Annotated in this window: 19 protein-coding genes and 1 pseudogene; 13 read left to right on the forward strand and 7 right to left on the reverse strand. The window is 71.4% G+C overall.

From position 1 onward, the window contains the following. Window positions 1-49 precede the first annotated feature (49 nt). From IE260_RS21235 to IE260_RS21245, 3 genes are read right to left on the reverse strand one after another with little or no spacing between them, the layout of a single operon-like run. Window positions 50-1,150: a C45 family autoproteolytic acyltransferase/hydrolase gene (locus IE260_RS21235; RefSeq protein WP_189874206.1), complete on the reverse strand. Its 1,101-nt coding sequence runs from the start codon at window positions 1,148-1,150 to the stop codon at window positions 50-52. After that, on the reverse strand, window positions 1,150-1,854 hold the full coding sequence (locus IE260_RS21240; RefSeq protein WP_308434681.1) for an amidohydrolase family protein: 705 nt from the start codon (window positions 1,852-1,854) through the stop codon (window positions 1,150-1,152). The genes IE260_RS21235 and IE260_RS21240 overlap by 1 nt, the downstream gene beginning before the upstream one ends. Beyond that, window positions 1,763-3,196 carry a purine-cytosine permease family protein gene (locus tag IE260_RS21245; protein ID WP_189874210.1) on the reverse strand — a complete coding sequence of 478 codons (1,434 nt, stop codon included), beginning with the start codon at window positions 3,194-3,196 and terminating at the stop codon, window positions 1,763-1,765. The genes IE260_RS21240 and IE260_RS21245 overlap by 92 nt, the downstream gene beginning before the upstream one ends. Window positions 3,197-3,284: 88 nt before the next feature. Here IE260_RS21245 and IE260_RS21250 point away from each other — a divergent pair, with 88 nt between their 5' ends. The 7 genes from IE260_RS21250 to IE260_RS21280 all read left to right on the forward strand — a co-directional run bounded on the left by IE260_RS21250 (window position 3,285) and on the right by IE260_RS21280 (window position 10,871). Then, entirely contained in the window at window positions 3,285-3,947 is a 663-nt protein-coding gene (locus IE260_RS21250; protein WP_189874212.1) for a TetR/AcrR family transcriptional regulator, read from the forward strand. A gap of 114 nt (window positions 3,948-4,061) precedes the next feature. Beyond that, entirely contained in the window at window positions 4,062-4,661 is a 600-nt protein-coding gene (locus IE260_RS21255; RefSeq protein WP_189874214.1) for a carbonic anhydrase, read from the forward strand. Between the two features lie 242 nt (window positions 4,662-4,903). Next, window positions 4,904-6,184, forward strand: coding sequence for an amidohydrolase family protein (locus IE260_RS21260; protein ID WP_189874216.1), 1,281 nt, complete (start codon window positions 4,904-4,906; stop codon window positions 6,182-6,184). Between the two features lie 66 nt (window positions 6,185-6,250). After that, window positions 6,251-7,555 (forward strand): amidohydrolase family protein, encoded by a 1,305-nt coding sequence (locus tag IE260_RS21265; RefSeq protein ID WP_189874218.1) that lies wholly within the window; start codon window positions 6,251-6,253, stop codon window positions 7,553-7,555. A 260-nt stretch (window positions 7,556-7,815) separates the two neighbouring features. Continuing rightward, window positions 7,816-9,297: an NCS1 family nucleobase:cation symporter-1 gene (locus IE260_RS21270; RefSeq protein ID WP_189874221.1), complete on the forward strand. Its 1,482-nt coding sequence runs from the start codon at window positions 7,816-7,818 to the stop codon at window positions 9,295-9,297. A gap of 23 nt (window positions 9,298-9,320) precedes the next feature. Further along, window positions 9,321-10,046, forward strand: a complete 726-nt coding sequence (locus IE260_RS21275; protein WP_189874223.1) for an aspartate/glutamate racemase family protein — start codon at window positions 9,321-9,323, stop codon at window positions 10,044-10,046. 174 nt (window positions 10,047-10,220) lie between these two features. Continuing rightward, complete coding sequence (locus IE260_RS21280; RefSeq protein ID WP_189874225.1) at window positions 10,221-10,871, forward strand: GntR family transcriptional regulator; 651 nt, start codon at window positions 10,221-10,223, stop codon at window positions 10,869-10,871. Between the two features lie 27 nt (window positions 10,872-10,898). Here the strand turns inward: IE260_RS21280 and IE260_RS21285 are convergent, their stop codons facing one another. Then, the gene (locus tag IE260_RS21285; RefSeq protein ID WP_229880992.1) at window positions 10,899-11,477 is read right to left on the reverse strand and encodes a TetR/AcrR family transcriptional regulator; all 579 of its coding nucleotides are present in this window, start codon (window positions 11,475-11,477) and stop codon (window positions 10,899-10,901) included. Between the two features lie 102 nt (window positions 11,478-11,579). Here IE260_RS21285 and IE260_RS21290 point away from each other — a divergent pair. Further along, window positions 11,580-12,341: pseudogene (locus IE260_RS21290) on the forward strand (DMT family transporter); the annotation flags it as partial. Window positions 12,342-12,432: 91 nt separating this feature from the next. Here the strand turns inward: IE260_RS21290 and IE260_RS21295 are convergent. Both IE260_RS21295 and IE260_RS21300 read right to left on the reverse strand, forming a co-directional pair. After that, the gene (locus IE260_RS21295) at window positions 12,433-12,885 is read right to left on the reverse strand and encodes a YbhB/YbcL family Raf kinase inhibitor-like protein (protein ID WP_189874227.1); all 453 of its coding nucleotides are present in this window, start codon (window positions 12,883-12,885) and stop codon (window positions 12,433-12,435) included. Window positions 12,886-12,948: 63 nt separating this feature from the next. Further along, entirely contained in the window at window positions 12,949-13,827 is an 879-nt protein-coding gene (locus IE260_RS21300) for an SDR family oxidoreductase (RefSeq protein WP_229880994.1), read from the reverse strand. Window positions 13,828-14,052: 225 nt separating this feature from the next. Between IE260_RS21300 and IE260_RS21305 the strand changes: the two genes are divergently transcribed. Beyond that, window positions 14,053-14,706, forward strand: a complete 654-nt coding sequence (locus IE260_RS21305; RefSeq protein WP_189874231.1) for a dienelactone hydrolase family protein — start codon at window positions 14,053-14,055, stop codon at window positions 14,704-14,706. 173 nt (window positions 14,707-14,879) lie between these two features. Here IE260_RS21305 and IE260_RS21310 read toward each other — a convergent pair whose 3' ends face one another. Next, entirely contained in the window at window positions 14,880-15,542 is a 663-nt protein-coding gene (locus tag IE260_RS21310; protein WP_189874233.1) for a phosphoribosyltransferase, read from the reverse strand. Window positions 15,543-15,705: 163 nt separating this feature from the next. Between IE260_RS21310 and IE260_RS21315 the strand changes: the two genes are divergently transcribed. The 4 genes from IE260_RS21315 (at window position 15,706) to IE260_RS21330 (ending at window position 19,616) form a co-directional block, all read left to right on the forward strand. Beyond that, a complete protein-coding gene (locus IE260_RS21315; RefSeq protein WP_189874235.1) occupies window positions 15,706-16,305 on the forward strand; it encodes a DUF998 domain-containing protein in 600 nt (199 codons plus the stop codon). Window positions 16,306-16,610: 305 nt separating this feature from the next. Next, the gene (locus IE260_RS21320; protein ID WP_189874237.1) at window positions 16,611-17,069 is read left to right on the forward strand and encodes an SRPBCC family protein; all 459 of its coding nucleotides are present in this window, start codon (window positions 16,611-16,613) and stop codon (window positions 17,067-17,069) included. 34 nt (window positions 17,070-17,103) lie between these two features. Further along, window positions 17,104-18,030 (forward strand): LysR family transcriptional regulator, encoded by a 927-nt coding sequence (locus tag IE260_RS21325; protein WP_189874239.1) that lies wholly within the window; start codon window positions 17,104-17,106, stop codon window positions 18,028-18,030. 170 nt (window positions 18,031-18,200) lie between these two features. After that, entirely contained in the window at window positions 18,201-19,616 is a 1,416-nt protein-coding gene (locus IE260_RS21330; RefSeq protein WP_189874241.1) for an MFS transporter, read from the forward strand.

The following is a 19,616-nucleotide window of genomic DNA, read 5'->3' on the forward strand; positions in this document are numbered from 1 at the left end:
GCGCGGCCCCCGCGGCTCCGGACGAGGTCCCGGGCGCTGTCGACCGGGTTCAGGCGGCGGTGAGGACGCGCCAGTCGCGTGAGCCGATGTCGGCGGGGGTGCCGTCGAGGATCCTGGCCGTGCGCGTCGCGGGTTCGAGGGTGAGGGTGGCGAGGCTGGCCCAACGCCGGCCGAGTGGCGCGTCCGGGTCGGGCACACAGGTCACCGGCGGCTCGCCGTCGCCGGTCACGAGTACGGCCGCGAGGTCGTCGACCGTCGTCGGCTGCCTGCGGGCGAGGCGGGCGCGGACGAAGTCGTGGCGTTCACCCGAATCGGGCTGGTAGAGCCAGGACTTCTCGTCGGCGGCCAGGACCGGTGTCAGGAAGTGGTTGGTGCGCACGAACGTGCCGTTCGAGGACGGCACCTCGAACACTCCGACCGGACTCAGGTCGAGGAGAACGGCGTCCGTCTCGTCGAAGAGCGCGAACGACCCGGAGGAGGCGAGGGGCGCACTGCGCACGATCTCGGCGGCCTCGGCCACGCTTCCCGCTTCTTCGAGGACGATGGCGGCGAGTACGTGCACGGGGATGCCGCCGATGCCGTCGCGGACGTGCCCGAGGATGTTGAAGTGCAGGGCGAGACCGGCGCTGTTGACGCCCATCTTCCCGAGGATGCCGTTCTCGGTGAGGCCGACTACGTCGTGCCGGCCGCCGCGCGACTCCACCGTGTGCCACATGGACCCCAGTTCGACGTGCCAGTCCCACGTCTGGACACCGAAGGTGCGCGGCGAACCGTCGTCGCCGGGGATGCGACGCACGATCGTGGTGCACTCTCCGGGCGGCACGGCGGCGCTGCGGGCCAGGATCTCCGTACGGGCGTTGAGGGCGGCCACCCGCCATTCCTCGATGCCGGCTCCGCGGGCGATGCCCGAGATCTCGGCGCGGGCCGCGGGGCGGAACCGTCCGATGGCGTCGAGGGCACGCTCGGCGTCCTCGGCCACCTGGGCCGCGGTGATGCCGCCGAGCGTGTAGAGCCGGTCGTACACCTGAGCCGCCGCGGGGATGCCGTCGCGCAACTGCCCGCCCCGGGCGACGCCGCGGTCGTACGGGTCGGTGGCGGCGACCGCGACGTGCGGGCGGTGCATGGGACGGGGGATGGGGGTCGGGGTCATCACGGGTTTCCTTCTGCGCTGTTCGTGTGGTGCTGGACCGCGCCGCCGACGACCGCCGCGAGGACGGTGTCGCCGGGCTGTGCTTCGGGGGCGAGGTCGAGGGTGTTCGCCGCGAGCACGGTGAGATCGGCGAGGTGACCCGGCGCGATCCTGCCGAGGTCGTGCGACGCGCCGGCGGCGTGGGCGGCCGCTCCCGTCATGCCGGTGTAGACCTCGCGGGCGGAGATCGCCTGCGCGGGCCGCACGGGCGCGGTGCCCGGCTCCTCGACCGGCCGGCGCAGCCGGCAGTCGGCGAGGCCGATGCGCGGGTCGCCGGGGCCGATCGGCCGGTCGGAGCCCAGGGCCACGACGGCGCCGTGGTCCAGCAGACCGCGCGTGCGCCGGCCGCGGGCGGCAGGGTCGGCCGACTCCGTCATGTCGCCCACGGCGACGATGCGGCCGCCGACGATGGCGACGGCGTTCGCCGACGGGCCGGACGCCTCGGCGGCCAGGGTCTCGACGTGGCGCGCCGGCACGATGGCGTCGGCGTGCATGGGTTCCCTTCCTCTGGTGCTGTGCGCGGGCCGGGCCCGCTGGTCCGGCCACGCGGGTACGGGTGGGCCGGATCTGGTGTCAGGAGCGCGGAACGGTCCGCAGGAGCCGCGCGGACGCCCCGTAGACGGCGGCGGCGACGGCCATGCCTGAGGGGATGGCGAGATCGAAATCGCCCATGGCCGCGGCGATCGGGCCGGTCCAGAAGCTGGTGGTCACCCACATCAGGGACGTGAGTCCGCCCGCCACGAGGGCGAGCACGCCGGACCAGTGGACGCCGCGGTGGTACCAGAAGGGCCCGCCCTGTTCCTGTTCGAGCAGGTCCGCACCGTTGTAGCGGTTGCGCCGCATGACGAGGTCGGTGACGGCCACCGCCATGGCCGGGCCGGTCACGACGACCACGAGCTGCAGCATGGTGTTGACGCCGGTCAGGAAGTCCCAGACGAGGATCGCGTACAACGTCATGGCCGTGCCGAGGACACCGATGATCAGGACCGCGGGGATACGGGCCAGGCGGACGCCGACCGACTGGATCGACAGGCCGGCGCTGTAGGCGGTCATGCCGTTGTTCGTCATGGTGTTGACGACGACCGCGATGACGAAGACGGGGACGAACCACCCCGGCAGGATGCTCTCCAGCGCGGCTTGCGGGTCGGTCATGTCGAGGCGGGTGGCCGCGAGCGCGCCGACGGAGGTGAAGACGACGCTGGGCAGGTAGGCGCCGCAAGCCGTCCACCCGGCGACGGCGACCGGGCTGCTGTCGCGGGGCAGGTACCGGGCCAGGTCGGGGCTGTTGCTGTAGGACAGCGGCGTGGAGGCGACGATGGTGAAGCCGATGCCGAGGGTGGCGGCGAGGGCGGCGCCCCGGAGCGGCTCAGCCGGGGCGTAGGACCAGTCGGTCTCGGCGAGGACGTAGCCCGTCACGACGACGAACACGACGGTCAGCAGGATGCTGAGCGCGCTGTAGAGCCGGACGATGGTCGCGTACCCGTAGATCGCGATCAGTAGGGTCGCCGCGGCGATGAGGCAGATGACGGTCGCGTTCACGACCGGGCTGTCCGGCAGCCCCATGCGCTTGGCCAGGCCGATGCCCGCGACCGAGGCGGCCGACCAGTTCAGGGCGAGATAGGCCGCGGCGATGAGCCAGCCGGTCAGGACGAGCACGATCTTGTTGCCCCTGACCCCGTAGAACGCGCGGGAGACGACCGAGCCGCTCGTTCCGGCGGCCGGACCGCTCGCCGCGACGATCCCGGTGAAGATCCACAGCAGGTTTCCGACGAGGATCACCGCGATCGCCTGCGGGAGCGTGAGCCCCATGAGGATCAGCGTGGCGCCGACAGCCAGGCTCAGGTAGCTGACGTTCGGCGCCGCCCAGACCGCGAAGAGCTGACGCGGGCGGCCCTCGCGCTCGTCGGCGGGGACCAGGTCGATTCCCCGGGTCTCCGGATGTCCCGCCCGCTCCGAACCCTGGACGTCGAGAGGTCGTGCGGAGGTGGGGCTGGGGTGTGTCGTCATCGAGGCCTCTCGGGTGCGCCGGCGGCGGTGCCGTTATTGGTCAGGCGGCCAACCGCTTATTGGTCACCGATCCAATAACCTTTGATCCATGACGTCAAGACCTCGGTCGCAACGAACCCGGAAGTCGCCTGACCAGCGCCGCGCCGAGATCGTGGAGGCCGCCGCACACATCGCGCTGGGGGAGGGGCTGGAGCTGGTCACGCTGCGGCGCATCGCCGAGGAGCTGGGCGTCCGCCCCGGCCTCATCCACCACTACTTCCCGGTCGCGGACCATCTGGTGAGCGAGGCGTTCACCCATGCCACGACCAGGGAACGCGAGTCGCTCCTGCCGCCGGCCGAGGAAGACCTCCCGCCCGTCGACCGGCTCGCGCGTTTCGTGGTGGGTCTCGCGGACGGCGACCACCTCGACCTGAGCCGCCTGTGGCTCAACGCGCGGCACCTCAGCAGGTTCAAGGAATCCCTGCGCCTCGCGGTGCGCACGCAGGAATCGGTGACGCGCGCCGCCCTCGTGACGCTCGTGCAGAAGGGGGTGCGGACCGGCGAGTTCGAGACGGACGACGCGCTCAAGGCGGCTCTGTACATCCTCGTCGCCGTCGACGGCCTGGGGTCCTACGCCAACGACGACTCACCACCGCAGGACGGCCCGGAGATCGGCGACGTCGCTGTGGAGACCGCCGAGACCCGGCTCGGGCTGGCCCCCGGCACGCTCCGGACGCGCGTCCGGGCCCGATCGGCCGACCCGGCGCCATAGATGCCAACCATGGAACGTATCGACAGCAAGTCTTGGACGCTATAGCTCCTGGTCGTGCAGGGTGAACGACGTCAGCCCGCGGCGCGGGCACCCCACCCCACGAAAGGAGCGATCGTGCACGAGCTGCAGGACGGCTACGCGCGGTTCCGTGACACCGTCTACCCGGCCAAGGCGCCGTTGTTCTCGCGTCTCGCCACGGAACACCGGCCGAGGGCGCTGTTCATCGGGTGCTCCGACGCGCGCGTCGTGCCGGAACTGATCACCCAGAGCGACCCGGGTGAGCTGTTCGTCATCCGCACGGCGGGCAACCTCGTGCCCGCATACGCTCCCGGCGCGGACGGCGTGGTCGCGAGCATCGAGTACGCGGTCGCCGTGCTGGGGGTGAGCGACATCGTCGTGTGCGGTCACACCGCCTGCGGGGCGATGACCGCCCTGGCCGAGGGGCACGACCTGGGCGCGGCGCCGGTCATCGCCGACTGGCTGCGCCACGCGGACGCGGCCCGCGCCCGCGCTGCCGCCGCCCCCGCCGTATCCGGCCCGGCCCGGGTGACCACCCTGGTGCGGGCGAACGTCGCCGCGCAGCTCCAGAATCTGGCGACCCATCCCTCGGTGACCCGCGCCCTGGCCGAGGGTGCGCTCGCCCTGCACGGCTGGGTCTTCGACATCGCGAGCGGCACGGTCGAGACCGTCGACGACGCCGTGGCCGTCGCCTGACCGCTCCTCCCTTCTTGTGCGCGGGATCCGTCCGTGCACCGGTCGAGCGCCCGCGTGCTCGGAATCTTTGGGATACCAGTTCTGGCGGGTCCCGTCTTCGCTCGCGTGTGGATCTCCTGCGGAGAAATCGCATATTGAGCGGACAGCGTCGAAGCGGTAGCGGTACGGACCCTTGTTCCGTCGGACAATTTTGGTATACAAAACGTGGGCTAGTTGCATCCCATCTGGACACCGGAGATGTCATGTGTCTTGAGCCCGCCCCTCCACCCCCGAGCCGGTTCACACGGCGTGGCGTGATCGCCGGTGCCGCGGCACTCGCGGGAACCGCGGCAGTCCTCTCCGCCGCGGCACCTGCCGCCGCACGCCCGGCGGACCCGGCGCACGAGGCGGCCCCGTACGGCGACCTGGTGATCGAGGGCGGCACGCTGCTCGACCCGGCCACGGGCCGGGTGACCGAGGACGCGGTCGTCGTGATCCGTTCGGGCAAGGTGGACCGGGCGGGCCCGCGCCGGGGCGGAGCCGTCCCCGCAGGTCTTCCCCGTCTGGACGCCCGGGGTCACTGGGTGCTGCCCGGTCTGGTCGACGCTCACATCCACCTCAGCACCGTGGCCGAGGCGCGCGAGGCGGTGACGAAGGGAGCCACCAGCGCACGGAGTGGGTCCACCACCTTCTACCAGGACGTCGCCGTACGGGAACTCGCCCGCCGGCTGCCCGTCCAGGCGCCCCGGCTCAGAGCCGCTGGGGTGTTCGTCACCCCCGACATGGGCGACTCGGTGCTCGCCGACCCCGAACTGGCTCCTCTCGTCGGCCTCAAGGGGGGCGTGCGTTCCGCCGAGGCGCTCAGGCGTGTGGTCGACGTGAACGTCGCCCGGGGCGCCGATGTCATCAAGACGCGCGTCAACGAGCGTGCAGGGCTGCCCGACCAGGATCCGCTGACCCAGGTGTACTCCTACGAGCAGCTGGCGGAGGTCGTGGCGGCGGCCCGGCGCGGCGGCAAGGGCGTGCTCTGCCACAGCTACAGCGAGCAGGGCTGCCACGACGCGGTCCGCGCCGGAATCCGTTCCCTCGAGCACGGTGTCTTCGTCGGTGAGCGCACCCTGCACGAGATGCGGAAGAGGGGAACGTACTTCACGCCCACCCTGGCCGCCATCGCGGGGCTGGCGGAGTCGCCCGACCCGGTGCTGGCCGAGCGGGGCCGCACGTATCTGCCCCTCCTCAAGGACGCCGTCCGGGCCGCCCACGAGGTGGGTGTGCCCCTGGCCGCGGGTACCGATTCGTCCGGCGGCGAGGTGACCCCCGTGGGACGCGAGATCGAGCTCATGCACGCGGCCGGGCTGTCGCCGCTGGACGCGATCCGCACGGCCACCACCAACGCGGCGCGGCTGCTCGGACTCTCCGGGGCCGTCGGCCGGCTGGCGCCCGGGTACGCGGGCGACGTCCTCGTCGCCGACTCCGATCCGCTCGGCGATGTCTCGGCGCTCTCCCGGCCCGTGCGTGTCGTGCGTGCCGGCCGGATCTGCTGAACGTCCCGGTCGCACCCCGCGCACAGCGGGCCCCGTTCCTTTCCTCCCCTCGCCGAAGGAGTACCCATGACGCCTGCATCCTCTTCGCCGTCCCGCCGTTCCGTGCTCGCCACCGCGGCCACCGTGGCCGGCGCCGGCACGGTGCTGTCCGCGGGCGCCGCGCCGGCCGCCGCCGGCACGGCGAAGCCGGCCCGCAACGCAGTGGTCTTCCGGAACGTCAGGCCCTTCGGGGCCCGTAAGCCCGTGGATCTCACCGTCGTCGACGGCCGTATCAGCGACCGTGCCGCGCCCAGGGGCGCGGAAGTGATCGACGGCGGCGGCCGCATCGCCCTGCCGTCCCTGGTCGACGCGCACATCCACCCGGACAAGACGTCATGGGGCGGCTCCTGGGTGTCACGCAGGCCCGCGTCCACCATCGCGGACTTCGTGGCGCAGGACGTCGAGCTGTTCAACAGCCAGAGCCGGAGCGTCGGGGAGCGGGCGTACGGGCTCATGGCGCACGCCGTGACACGGGGGACCCGTGCGATGCGGGCCCACGCGGACGTCGCTCCCGCCTACGGGCTGGCCGGTGTGGAAGGCATCGCCGAGGCGCGCGAGCGGCTCAGGCACGCGCTGGACGTGCAGATCGTCGCCTTCCCGCAGCACGGCGTCGTCCGTACCCCGGGGACGGCCGCCCTGCTCGAAGAGGCCGCGCGCAGCGGTGTGGTGGACCACATCGGCGGGATCGACCCGATCAGCTTCGACAACGCCCTGGAGGAACAGCTCGACCTCGTCTTCGGGCTGGCGGAGCGCTACGGCGTCGGTGTGGACATCCATCTCCACGACACCGACGCCAAGGGCGTGACGGTGCTGCGGGCCATCATCGACCGCACGCGGGCACTGTCCCTCCGGGGCAGGGTGACCGTCAGTCACGTCTTCTGCCTGCCCGGTCTGCCCGACGCGGAACTCGCCTCACTGGCCGAGGACTTGGGTGACCTGGACATCTCCCTCACCACGGTGGCGCCCAGCCGCGACCTCGTGCTGCCCATCGCCCGGCTGCGCGAGCACGGGGTCAAGGTCGGACTGGGCTCGGACGGAGTGCGTGACGCCTGGAGTCCCTTCGGGAACGCGGACATGATGCATCGCGCGCACATCCTCGGCTGGGTCACGGACATGCGTCTCGACGAGGAACTGTCCTCCTGTTACGAGGCTGCCACCCACGGGGGTTCCGACGTCATGGGTCTGCCCCGGGCCGGACTCACGCCCGGCAGCCCGGCCGACTTCGTCCTCGTGCGGGGCGAGTGCGTGCCGCAGGTCGTGGTCGACATGCCGCAACGGGACATTGTGGTGCACGGCGGGACCGTCGTGGCCCGCGACGGACGTCTCGTCTGACACGTCGCCCGTTTCCGCTTCGCCTTCCGGGAGGGCCCGCCAGGCCTGTGTGAAAAGTGCCGTCCGGCCGTGCCCGATGGGGCCGGGCGGCGCTTCCGCATGCCTCGAACCGGACCGTCTGCGAGCTGGTGAAAAGCCTGGTGAACGGCGTGGCAGACCCCTTGACTCCGCCGATCGGTGAAACCTACGTTCTGCGAACCGGAAACCAATTTCCGATGTGTGGAACATTCTGTTTCCCGACCCCGATCCCAGGAGCCCCCATGACTGCCCTGGACGACCAGTCGCCCGTGGAGACCCGCACCGCCGTGAGCCCCGGCCTCTACACCTACGACCTCGCCCCGACGAAGCGGGAAGGGCGCCGCTGGGGCGCCTACAACGTCTTCACCCTCTGGGCCAACGACGTGCACAGCCTCGGCAACTACGCCTTCGCCATCGGTCTCTTCGCGCTCGGACTGAGCGTGTGGGGCATCCTCGCGGCCTTCGCCCTCGCCTCCGTCCTGCTCTTCCTCCTGCTGACCCTGTCCGGGTTCATGGGACACAAGACGGGAGTCCCCTTCCCGGTCATGAGCCGCATCGCGTTCGGCATCAACGGGGCCAGGATCCCGGCCGGCGTGCGCGGCGCCGTCGCCATCGCCTGGTTCGGCATCCAGACGTATCTCGCCGCCGTGGTGCTCAGCGCCCTACTGGTGGCGATGTTCCCGGAGCTCAGCCGGCTGGACACCAACTCCGTGCTCGGCCAGTCGACGCTCGGCTGGATCACATTCCTCGCGCTGTGGGCCCTGCAGGTGCTCATCGTGAGTTACGGGATGCAGATGATCCGCCGTTACATGGCGTTCGCCGCGCCCACGACGCTGATCACCATGTGCGCCCTCGCGGTGTGGATGTTCGTCCGCGCCGACGGCTCGATCTCGCTGTCCATCGACGCTCCGCTCACCGGCGGCGCGATGTGGCTGCAGATCCTGCAGGCCGCCGCCCTGTGGGTGGTGATCTACGGGACGTTCGTCCTGAACTTCTGCGACTTCACCAGGTCCGCCCGCAGCCGTACCTCCATCGTCCGCGGGAACGTCGTCGGCATCCCGGTGAACATGCTCTTCTTCGCCGTCATCGTGGCCGTACTCAGCGGCGCCCAGTTCCAGCTGGACGGCCGCGTCATCACCAGCCCCACGGACATCGTCCGGACGATCCCGAACATGTTCCTGCTGGCGACGGCGTCCCTCGCGCTCATCGCCCTGACGGTGGCGGTGAACCTGCTGGCCAACTTCGTCGCGCCCATCTACGCGCTCGTCAACCTCTTCCCGCGCCGGCTGAACTTCCGGCGGGCCGCCCTCGTGAGCGCCGTCCTTGGCCTGGTGATCACGCCCTGGAACCTCTACAACAACCCGATCGTGGTCAACTACTTCCTGGGCGGACTCGGTGCCCTGCTCGGCCCGCTGTTCGGCGTGATCATGGCGGACTACTGGCTGCTGCGCAGGGCCCGCGTCAACGTGCCCGACCTGTACACCGAGGACGAGCGGGGCGAGTACCACTACCGCCGCGGCTACAACCCGCGCGCCGTCGCCGCCTTCGTGCCCAGCGCCGCGATCGCCGTGGTCGTCGCCCTGGTGCCGGCCTTCCAGGACGTGGCCGGATTCTCCTGGTTCCTCGGAGCCGTCCTCGCCGCCGGCCTCTACACGGTCATCGCCGACCGCGCCACCCCGATCCGCGATGTCGACGGCGAACTCATCGCGGTCGACGCCGAATAGACCATCGGACCGAAGGCTGATCCATGCGCATCCTCGTCGTCAACGTCAACACCACCCGGTCCATCACCGACTCCATCGGGGAACAGGCGGCCCGCGTGGCCTCCCCGGGAACCGAGATCGTCCCGCTGACCCCTTCGTTCGGCGCGGAGTCGGTGGAGGGCAACTACGAGAGCTACCTCGCCGCGGTCGCCGTGATGGAAGCCGTCCGTGCCCACCCCGAGCCCTTCGACGCGGTGATCCAGGCCGGATACGGCGAACACGGCCGAGAAGGGCTGCAGGAACTGCTCGAGGTCCCCGTCGTCGACATCACCGAGGCCGCCGCGAGCATGGCCCAGTTCCTCGGCCGCCGCTACTCCGTCGTGACGACCCTCGACCGCACGGTCCCGTTGATCGAGGAACGCCTCCACATCGCCGGGCTCAGCGCCCGCTGCGCCTCCGTGCGCGCGAGCGGACTGGCCGTACTCGACCTCGAGCGCGACGAGAAGGCCGCCGTCGACGCCATCGCGGAGGAGGCCGGCCGCGCCGTGCGCGAGGACAGGGCCGAGGTGATCTGCCTGGGCTGCGGAGGCATGGCCAGCCTCGCGGAAGCCGTCGTCCGGCGCACCGGTGTGCCCGTCGTCGACGGGGTGACCGCGGCCGTGACGATCGCCGAGTCACTGGTCCGCCTCGGCCTGTCCACGTCCAAGGTGCGCACCTACGCACCGCCGCGGCCCAAGCGGATCGTCAACTGGCCGCCGAAGGCGGGCTGACAGGCCGGACCGCCACCGGCCGGGGGACCTGTCCGTCGCCGCGCCCCGGTCGCCGCGTGTGTGCCGGAGGCACCGTTCGCTAAGGTCACTGTGCCGCGGATCCCGCGGCTCACGGTCCACCGCAGGCGGATCCACGGTGCACCGCGGGGCGTCGACGAGAGAAGAAGGACGGGGATGACTGCGTCAGGGGACTTCGCACCCGAGTCGGAGCGGGTGACGCGGCAGTTGCGTGACGAGATCCTCGACGGAGTGCGACAGCCCGGCAGCCGGCTGGTCGAACGGGAACTGGCCGAGGCGCTGGGCGTGAGCCGTCTCCCCGTACGGGAGGCCCTGAAGGCGCTCGTGGCCGAGGGCCTGGTGACGCCGCGGCCACGGACCTGGGCGGTCGTACGGGAGTTCACCGCCAGCGACGTGGCCGACCTCGACGAGGTGCGGTCGGCTCTGGAGGCACTGTCGTTCCGGCTGGCCGCGCAGCGGCACACACGTGCCGGACTGGAGAAGCTGCGGGCCGACGTGGACGCGGAACTCGAGGCCGCTCGCGCCGGTGACGCGGTGCGCGCGCGGCGTGCGGCAGCGGACTTCCACCAGACGGTCACCTCACTGGCCGCCAACGACCTGCTGACCGAACTCGAACGTGTCCTGCGCAGCAGGCTTCGCTGGCTCCTCGGTCAGCACGACGACCTGCTGGCCGTCGCGAGGGAACACGAGGCGCTCTACGACGCCATCGCCGAACGCGACGTGCCACGGGTCGAGGCCCTGGTGGTGCAGCACCTGGCCAGCAGCCGCAAAGCGGCCATGGACCACCGGAAACAGAACCGGACCTGAGCGGACCGGCTCATCGGCCCGGACCCGTCAGCAGGAGGCGGCGAGGAGTTCGGCCGCCCGGTCGCGGGCGTGGCCGGCCGGGTCGGGAAAGATGCCCAGGCCGTGGGCGACCAGGGCTCCCTCGTGCAGGATCATGAGGGTGCGGGCCAGCTCGTCCGCCCGGGGGGCGGCGTACTCCCGGACCAGATCGGTGAACAGTGTCAGCATCCACTGCTTCTGCCCGATGATGATCTCGTAGGCCGGGTGGGACGCGTCGCTGATCTCGGCGTGTGCCTTGACCATGCTGCATCCCTTGGGGCTGCTCTCGGCCATCCAGTCCCTCGAGGCGTCGAACACGGCGAGCACGCGGTCGGCGGACCCCGGTTCCACGCGCGCGAGCCGCTCGGCGACGAACGCCCGCCAGCGCTCGTCGCGCGCGGCGAGGTACTCGACGACGATCTGGTCCTTGGAGCCGAACCGGTCGTAGAGCGTCTTCTTGGTCACCCCGGCCTCGGAGGCGATCAGGTCCACTCCCACCGCGTGGATGCCCCGCTCGTAGAACAGGCGTGACGCGGCCGCGAGAACGCGGCGAGCCCCTGGTGTCATCGCGATCCGTCGTGCGGCCATGGTTCCACTATACCGATCTGTATAGTGGAACCGTGAGGTAAACCGATCTGTCTAGTGACGGGCGGGTGATGAACCGTGGAGCTCCTCCTCGCGGCCGCGTTCGTGCTCTGCTGGAGCTCGGGGTTCGTCGGCGCCAAGCTGGGCGCCGAGGAAGCGGCGGCGGTGACGATCCTGATGTGGCGGTTCCTTCCGCTGGCGGTCGTCCTCGTCGCCGTGGCCGTCGGCCGCCGTCGAGCGGCGTGGCGCGGGCTGGCCGCGCACGACGTCGGACGGCAGGCCGTGATCGGGCTTCTCTCCCAGAGCGGTTACCTGCTCACCGTCTACTACGCGATCCAGCTCGGCGTCTCCAGCGGAACGACGGCCCTGATCGACGGCACCCAGCCCCTCGTCGTGGGCGCCCTGGCCGGACCGCTCCTGCACCAGTACGTCTCGCGCAGGCAGTGGATCGGCCTGTGCCTGGGGCTCGGTGGTGTCGCCATCGTCGCCACGGCCGACGCCTCGGCCTCCTCCGCCGTCGCGTGGTGGGCCTACCTCATCCCCTTCGCCGGGATGCTGTCGCTGGTCGCCGCCACCTTCCTCGACCAGCGTTCCCGGACGCAGGTCACGCCGTCGGTGTCGATGACCGTCCACTGCACCACCAGCGCGCTCGTCTTCACCGGCGCCGCCCTCGCGGTGGGCGGCGCCGTACCACCCTCCGCGCCGGCCTTCTGGACGGCGATCGTGTGGCTGGTGGCACTGTCCACGTTCGGCGGCTACGGGCTCTACTGGCTCGTGCTCCAGCGCTCCGGCGTGACCCGCGTCAACACACTCATGTTCCTGATGGCCCCGGTCACGACGGTCTGGGGCGCCGCCATGTTCGGCGAACCGTTCACCCCCCGGACCGCCCTCGGACTGGTGGTGGCCCTCTCGGCGGTCGCCGTCGTGCACGGCCCGAGGCCGGTGCGGAGCGGTCCGGTCAGCGCTGGTACAGCCCCACCAGGGTGCCGCTCGCGAGCTGGTGGGCGTCGACCGCCTGGTGCACCTGGTCGGCGCTGGGCGTGTCGGGCAGGACGATCGGCTGGGCCAGGGCGTAGAGACGGAAGAAGTACCGGTGCGCCTCGTCCCCCGGAGGGGGATGCGGCCCGCCCCAGCCGCGCTCGCCGTAGCCGTTGACCAGTTCGGTGCCGCCGGGCGGGCACTGCCCCGCGGCGACGCCGTCGGTGCGGGCCTCGATGCCGACCACGATCCAGTGCACGAAGGTGCCGGAAGGGGCGTCGGGGTCCTCGCACAACAGCACCAGTTCGGCAGCGTCGTCGGGCACGCCGCTCCAGGCCAGCGGCGGGGAGACGTTCTCCCCCTCGTACGCGTACCGGCGTGCGATGAGGGCGTGGTCGCTGAACGCGCTGCTGCTGAGGTCGATGTCAGCCATGGGTCACGGGGTACCCCTGTGAAAGTCGGGCATACCTCGCCAATGGGGGCACCTCCGGGTCGATCACGGCAGTGGGGTGCCGCCGGTCGCGTTGACGATCTCGGCCGTGATGAAGGACGCCTCGGGGGAGGCCAGGAAGACGTAGGCCGGTGCCATCTCGGCGGGCTGGGCCGGCCGGCCCAGCGGTGCCTGCTTGCCGAACTCGACCGTGTCCGGCAGGGTCGCCGGGATCAGCGGCGTCCACACCGGTCCCGGCGCGACCGCGTTGACGCGCACGCCCCGGTCGGCCAGCATCTGCGCCAGCCCCTGGGTGAAGGTGACGATCGCGCCCTTCGTCATCGCGTAGTCGAGCAGATGGGGACTGGGCTTGTAGGCCTGCACGGACGTGGAGTTGATGATGCTGCCGCCCTCGGGGATGTGCGGCAGGGCGAACTTCGACAACCAGAACATGCCGTAGAGGTTCGTGCGCATCACGCGGTCGAACTGCTCCGTGGAGATCGCTTCGATGCCCTCGGGCTGCGACATCTGGTAGGCCGCGTTGTTCACGAGGATGTCGATGCGGTCGAACTCGGCCACGGCCTGTTCGACGAGCGACCGGCAGTTGGCCTCTTCACGGATGTCGCAGGAGACGGGGACCGCACGCCGGCCGGCGTCCTCGACCCACCGGACGGTTTCGCGTGCTTCCTCCTTCTCCTCGTCCAGGTGGGTGAAGAGCACGTCGGCCCCCTCGCGGGCGAAGGCCAGCGCCACCGCCCGCCCGATCCCCGAGTCCCCGCCGGTGATCACGGCCTTGCGGCCCTCCAGGCGTCCGCTGCCCCGGTAGGACCGCTCACCGTGGTCCGGAGGCGGGTCCATCGGGCCGGTCCAGCCGGGATGCGGCTGGTCCTGGGCGGGGAACTCGGGCTGCGGATGCTGTTGTGCGGGGTTCTGGGGCTGGTTCACGGCTCTGTCCTTCCTCGTCGGTGGCACGGGCTCCCCTTCCGGAGCCGGCCCCGGGTTCCCGCCCCGGAAGCGCCGAAAACGACAGGTGGACGAGTCGGCGCGGTTCCCCGGGACGACGCGCTCGGGAAAACCTCTGGGAGCGATCCGGTTCATCCTCGGCGGGTACTCGCCGGGCAGCGGACATGTCCGTCCACGGACCAGCGCCTAGCGGAGCAGGTGATGCCCATGATCTCCGACACTGTGTCGGTACCCGCCGACCACGTGACGCTCGACGCTCACTTCGCCGTTCCCGCGTCGGCCCGGGCGGTGGTCCTGCTGCCGCACGGCGCCGACACGGTCTGGCGGAACGAGCGCAGCCGGTCCGTCGCCGACCGGCTGCACACGGCCGGCTTCGCCACGTTGCTGGTCGACCTGCTCAGTGAGAGGGAGGTCCAGGCGGACACCCAGCCGGGCTTCGACGCGGGCGTGCTGCCCCGCCGCATCGTGGCCGCGGTCGACTGGGTCAGGGCACAACCGGACACACGGAAACTTCCCGTCGTCCTGTTCGGAGCCGGCACCCAGGCCGACGTCGTGCTCGAGGCCGCGGCAGACCTGCCGGACGGCGTGCTGACGGTCGTGTTGTGGGGCGCGCGGCCCGATCCCGACGCGGACGCGATCCAGCGGCTCCGGATACCGGTGCTGTTCATCGTCGGCGGCCAGGAACCGGCGCTGCTGCGGCTGACCGAGGAGGCGGCCCACCGTCTGGAGGCTCCGCACGCCGTCCGCGTGGTGACCGGGGCGACTCACCTCTTCGAGGAGCCGGGCGCACTCGATCAGGTCGTCACGATGGCCGGGGACTGGTGCGACGAGCAGCTGCGGTCGGCACCCGGGCCGGAGTAGACCGCAGGTCGCGCGACGTGCCCGGCCGGCCCGCGTGCCGACGACCGTCCGGCCGTTGCCGACCACGGCGCGGACCTTGTCGAACTCCAGCTCGGCGCGGGCGTCCGGGGTGGCCGTCGGCTCGTCCAGGACGAGGATGCGGCCCCGCCGTCCGGGCGGCGCCGGCGCCGGGTTCAGCGCTCGGGTGTCGTGGCGCTGTGTCGTCGCAGGGTGTCGATGACCTCGTCGTCGCTGGTCTGGTCGAAGTTCTCGTACCACTCGCCGACCGCCCAGAAGGCCGACGGCTGGTAGAGGCAGAGCACGTCGTCGGCTTCCGGGCGCATCGAGGAGACGGACTCGGGGGCGCCGACGGGGACGGCCAGGATCAGCCGCCCGGGGTTGCGGCCGCGCAGGTGACGCAGGGCGGCGCGCGCGGTGACGCCGGTGGCGAGGCCGTCGTCGACGACGATCACGGTCCGGTCCGAGAGATCGGGCGCGGGCCGGTCGCCCCGGTACAGCAGTTCCCGGCGGTGCAGTTCGGTCCGCTCGTGGGCCACCTGCGGACCGAGCCGGTCCTCGCTCAGCCCCAGCATCTCGACCGCACGCCGGTCGAAGAGCGGCGGATCGTCGCCCACGATCGCACCGATCCCCGTCTCCGGGTTTCCGGGAAGGCCGATCTTCCGCGCGACCAGCACGTCCAGCGGAGCGGAGAGGGCCTGGGCGACCGGAGCGGCCACCGGAACCCCGCCTCTGGGCAGCGCCAGGACGATGGGGTGGGTGAATTCTCCGTCGGCTGCCCATTCCATGAGCCGGAGGGCGAGTTCCTGGCCGGCTTCCCGGCGGTCGTGGAATCGCATGACCTGATCTCTGCCTTCCTCGACAGATGTGCCGACGCGCCGACGCCGGCGTTGTCCTGTCCTTGTCCGGGGTCTCCCGCAGGACGCCCGTGAAACGGCCGAAGGACTGGTTCCCCCTGCGTGTGCATGGTGGGGGAATGATCGGCCGCTTTATGGTGGCTCGATGCGTCCTGTCCCGAGATGGGTCCTGCTCTCGTCGGGGTGTGCGCCCGCCCTGCTGATCGGAGGCTGGACGGTCGCGGCCGTGCTGGAGGGGCCCGCCTACGACCCCGTCAGTCAAACGATCAGCGTCCTGGGCGCCTACGGAGCTTCCGGATTCTGGGTGATGACGGTGGCCTTCCTGGCTCTGGGCGCCTGCCACCTGCTGACCGCCTGGGGGCTGAAGGCGGCTGCCTTCGCCGGACGTGTGGCGCTGGGCGGCGGGGGTCTGTCGGCGGTGGCCGTGGTACTGCTTCCGGCGCCGAGCAGCGGGGGTTCCCTGCGGCACGGCACGGTGGTGGCGGTCGGGTTCACCCTCCTGGCGGTGTGGCCGGTACTGGCGGCCCAGGGCGGCGGAGCCGCTCCGTGGGCCCTGCGGCCCGCGCCCTCGGTCGCGGTGACCGTCCTGATGGCCGTCGGTGGGGCATGGTTCCTGATCGAGATGCACCGACACGGTGACGCCGGCGTCGCGGAACGCGTCGTGACGTCCGTTCAGTCGGTGTGGCCCTTCGTGGTCACCGCCTCCTGCCTCCACCACTCGGCCCGGGAGTGTCCGGCTTCCTGACCGTGCCCGGGTCCGGATCGTCCCGGGGAACGCCTCACCCCGTACCGCACCCGTGCCCTCGACGGCCGCCTCGCCGACGCTCCCTCCGGCACTCCCACGGACGGCTTCACGCCACGGCGCGTTCCCTGATACCACCGGGCCACCGGGCTAGTGTCGAAGAGCGCGCCGAAGGGATCGGGCCGGGCGGACGCGAGGCTCCAGGACCGCCGGCGCCGGCTGCACCGGGCCGTCCTCGTCGTGGACGCGCCGGGAGCCGCGACCGATCCCCCGCATGTCCCCCGTCCCCCTGAAGGAGCGTGTTCAGCTTGGCCCGGAACCGCCGTCTGATCCTCAGCACACCGTCCGAGGTGTGGAGCCTGCTGTCCGACGGCCACCGCTACGGGGAGTGGGTGACGGGCACCCAGCAGATCCTCGCCGCGGACCCGAACTGGCCACAGGTGGGCGCTTGCCTGCGAGTCCGCGTCGGAGTCGGCCGGCTGACCCTCGACGACACCTGCGTCGTCCGCATCTGCGAACCTGAGCGCCGCCTGGAGCTGGAAGCGAAGGCGGCCCCGTTCGGCGCGGCCCGCATCGCCATGAACCTGGTGCCCTGGGGCGAGAGCACGCTCTTCGTCCTCGACTGGCACGCTCTGCGGGGCCCCGGCATCCGGATGCACGGACTCCCCGTGGACTACTTCGTCGAGGTCCGCAACGGCATGATGCTGACCAAACTGGCCCGGATCGCCGTCCGGGAGCACGACAGAGCGCTCCAGGCATCCTCCTGAACCGGGCGGTGCGGGCGAGTGGCAAGGTCGGGGGATGGAGCTACGCCACCTTTCCGGCTTCGTCGCCGTCGCCGAGGAGCTGCACTTCGGCCGCGCCGCCGAACGTCTGCACATCGCCCAGTCCCCGCTGAGCCAGCAGATCCGGCTGCTGGAGCGTGACCTCGGGGTCAAGCTCTTCGACCGGACGACCCGGTCGGTGCGGCTGACCGCCGCCGGGCAGGCCCTCCTTGAGCCCGCCCGGCACCTGCTGGCCGAGGCGTCCGCGGTCCGCCGCACGGTGCAGGCCGCCCACCACGGCGAGGTCGGCCGGGTCACCGTCGGCTTCGCGGGCGCCAGCAGCTACTCGGCGTTGCCGCTGCTCACCCGGGCGGTCGGTTCCGAACTTCCCGGCATCGAGCTGGTCCTGGAGGGCCAGATGTACACCGGGGAGGCGATGGGCCGCATCACCGACGGCACACTCGACGTCGGGTTCGTCGCGCTCCCGGTGCGGCGCGGTGTCCTCGCCCGGGTGGTCCGCATGGAACGCCTCCTGGTCGCCCTGCCGGACAGCCATCCGCTCGCCCAGCGGGACCGGGTGGGCTTCGCCGACCTCGCCAGGGAGCGCTTCGTGACCTTCCCCGTGGCGCGCGGCTCCGCCGTCCGCGAGGCGATGGTGCAGGCCTGCCACGAGGCCGGGTTCGCGCCGCGCATCGTGCAGGAAGCCCCCGACTCCTACAACCTGCTGGCCCTGGTCGGCGCGGGCATGGGCATCGCGGTCGTGGTCCAGTCGGCGCGGAACATCCATCTGGAACACGTGGTGTTCCGGGACCTCGCCGGCGAGGTCCCCGTGCTGCCCATCGCCCTGGCCTGGCGCTCCGGCAACCGCTCCGCGGCCCTCGCGGCCGTACTGCGCGTCGCCGAACGCGTCCTGCCCACCCCGGACGACTATCACGGTGCACCTGACGACTCCAGGGCATTGTGACGGATCACGTCTCATCGGAGACGCTTATTGGTCTTGGACTCCGCATAATCCCGTGATGCAGAGTGATCGACGTCTCGCGACGGAGCGTGCAGCGCACCCGCCGCGCCCCTTGCGGGAGCGGCGGCGCCGCGCCCTGTGGCGAGCACATGCTCGCTACGAGAGGACGTCTCATGCAGCACGACGCAGAACCAGGCGAGGAAGCCGCGCGCACCGCACGATCCGCGGAGACGGAGGGGACCGCGGCGGCGGAAGACCGCGAACCGCCGGCGCGGCCCGATCCGCCCTCCGCCCGCGACGCCAAGCGCGCCGGCATCACCGCGTTCATCGGCACGACCATCGAGTGGTTCGACTTCTACATCTACGGGTCCGCGTCCGCCCTCGTCCTCGGCAAGATCTTCTTCGCCGAGGCGTCGCCCGCCGTGGGCACGCTCGCCGCCTTCGCCACCTTCTGGGTCGGCTTCCTCGCCCGCCCCCTCGGCGGTCTCGTGTTCGGCCACTTCGGAGACCGCTACGGCCGCAAGAAGGCCCTCGTCACCACGCTCACCATGATGGGCGCGGCCACCTTCTGCGTCGGCCTGCTCCCCGGCTACGCGCAGATCGGCGCGGCCGCACCGATCCTCCTGGTGCTGCTCCGCATGATCCAGGGCGTCGCGATGGGCGGCGAATGGGGTGGCGCGGTCCTGATCGCCACCGAGTACGCCCCGCCCAAACGGAAGCTGCTGTACGGCGGATTCGCCCAGCAGGGTTCCCCGGTCGGCAATCTCCTCGCCACCCTGGCCTTCCTCGGCATCGCGCAGCTGTCCGACGCGGCCTTCGAGTCGTGGGGCTGGCGCATCCCGTTCCTCGCCTCGGCCGTCCTCGTCGTCGTCGGCCTCTTCATCCGGCTGAAGCTCGCCGAGACCCCGGAGATGGTGCGTGCCCTGGAACGCCGGCAGACCACGAAACTGCCGGTGAAGGAGGTCCTCACCCGCTACCCGACGCTGGTCGTCCTCGGCATGCTGGCCGGCACCGCCGGTGTCGCCATCACCTACGTCAAGACGACGTTCGCCCTGTCCTGGGCCACCGCCGATCTGGGCTTCGACCGCACGTCGTTCCTCACCGTCATCTCGATCGCGCTCGTCGTGCAGGTCCTGGTCCAGCCGTTCGGCGCGGTCCTGGCCACCAAGTGGCCGGTGCGGAAGGCGGTGCTGTGGATGCTCGTCCCCGAGTTCGTCCTGCTGCCGTTGATGTTCCTGCTCGTCTCCACCGGCGACTTCTGGCTCGCCGTCCTCGGCATGGGCCTCGCCACCGCCCCGCACGCCATGTACTACTCGGCGCTCGCCGGCATCCTCGCCCGGGTCTTCCCCGTCGAGGTCCGCTACACCGGCATGTCCCTCTCGTACCAGCTGTGCACCACACTCTTCGCCGGCACCGCACCGATCGTCTCCCAGTACCTGCTGACCGCCACCGGCTCGACCTGGCCCGTCGTCGCCCTCGGCCTCGGCTACACGGCCGTCACCCTCCTCGGCGTCCTGCCGCTGCTCGCCCGCACCGGTGAGGACACCCAGGCGCAGCAGGCCCCCACCCCCGCCACCGCACGCATCTGA

The sequence above is a fragment of the Streptomyces viridiviolaceus genome (genome assembly GCF_014650995.1).
In the GTDB taxonomy this organism is placed as follows: Bacteria; Actinomycetota; Actinomycetes; order Streptomycetales; family Streptomycetaceae; genus Streptomyces; species Streptomyces viridiviolaceus.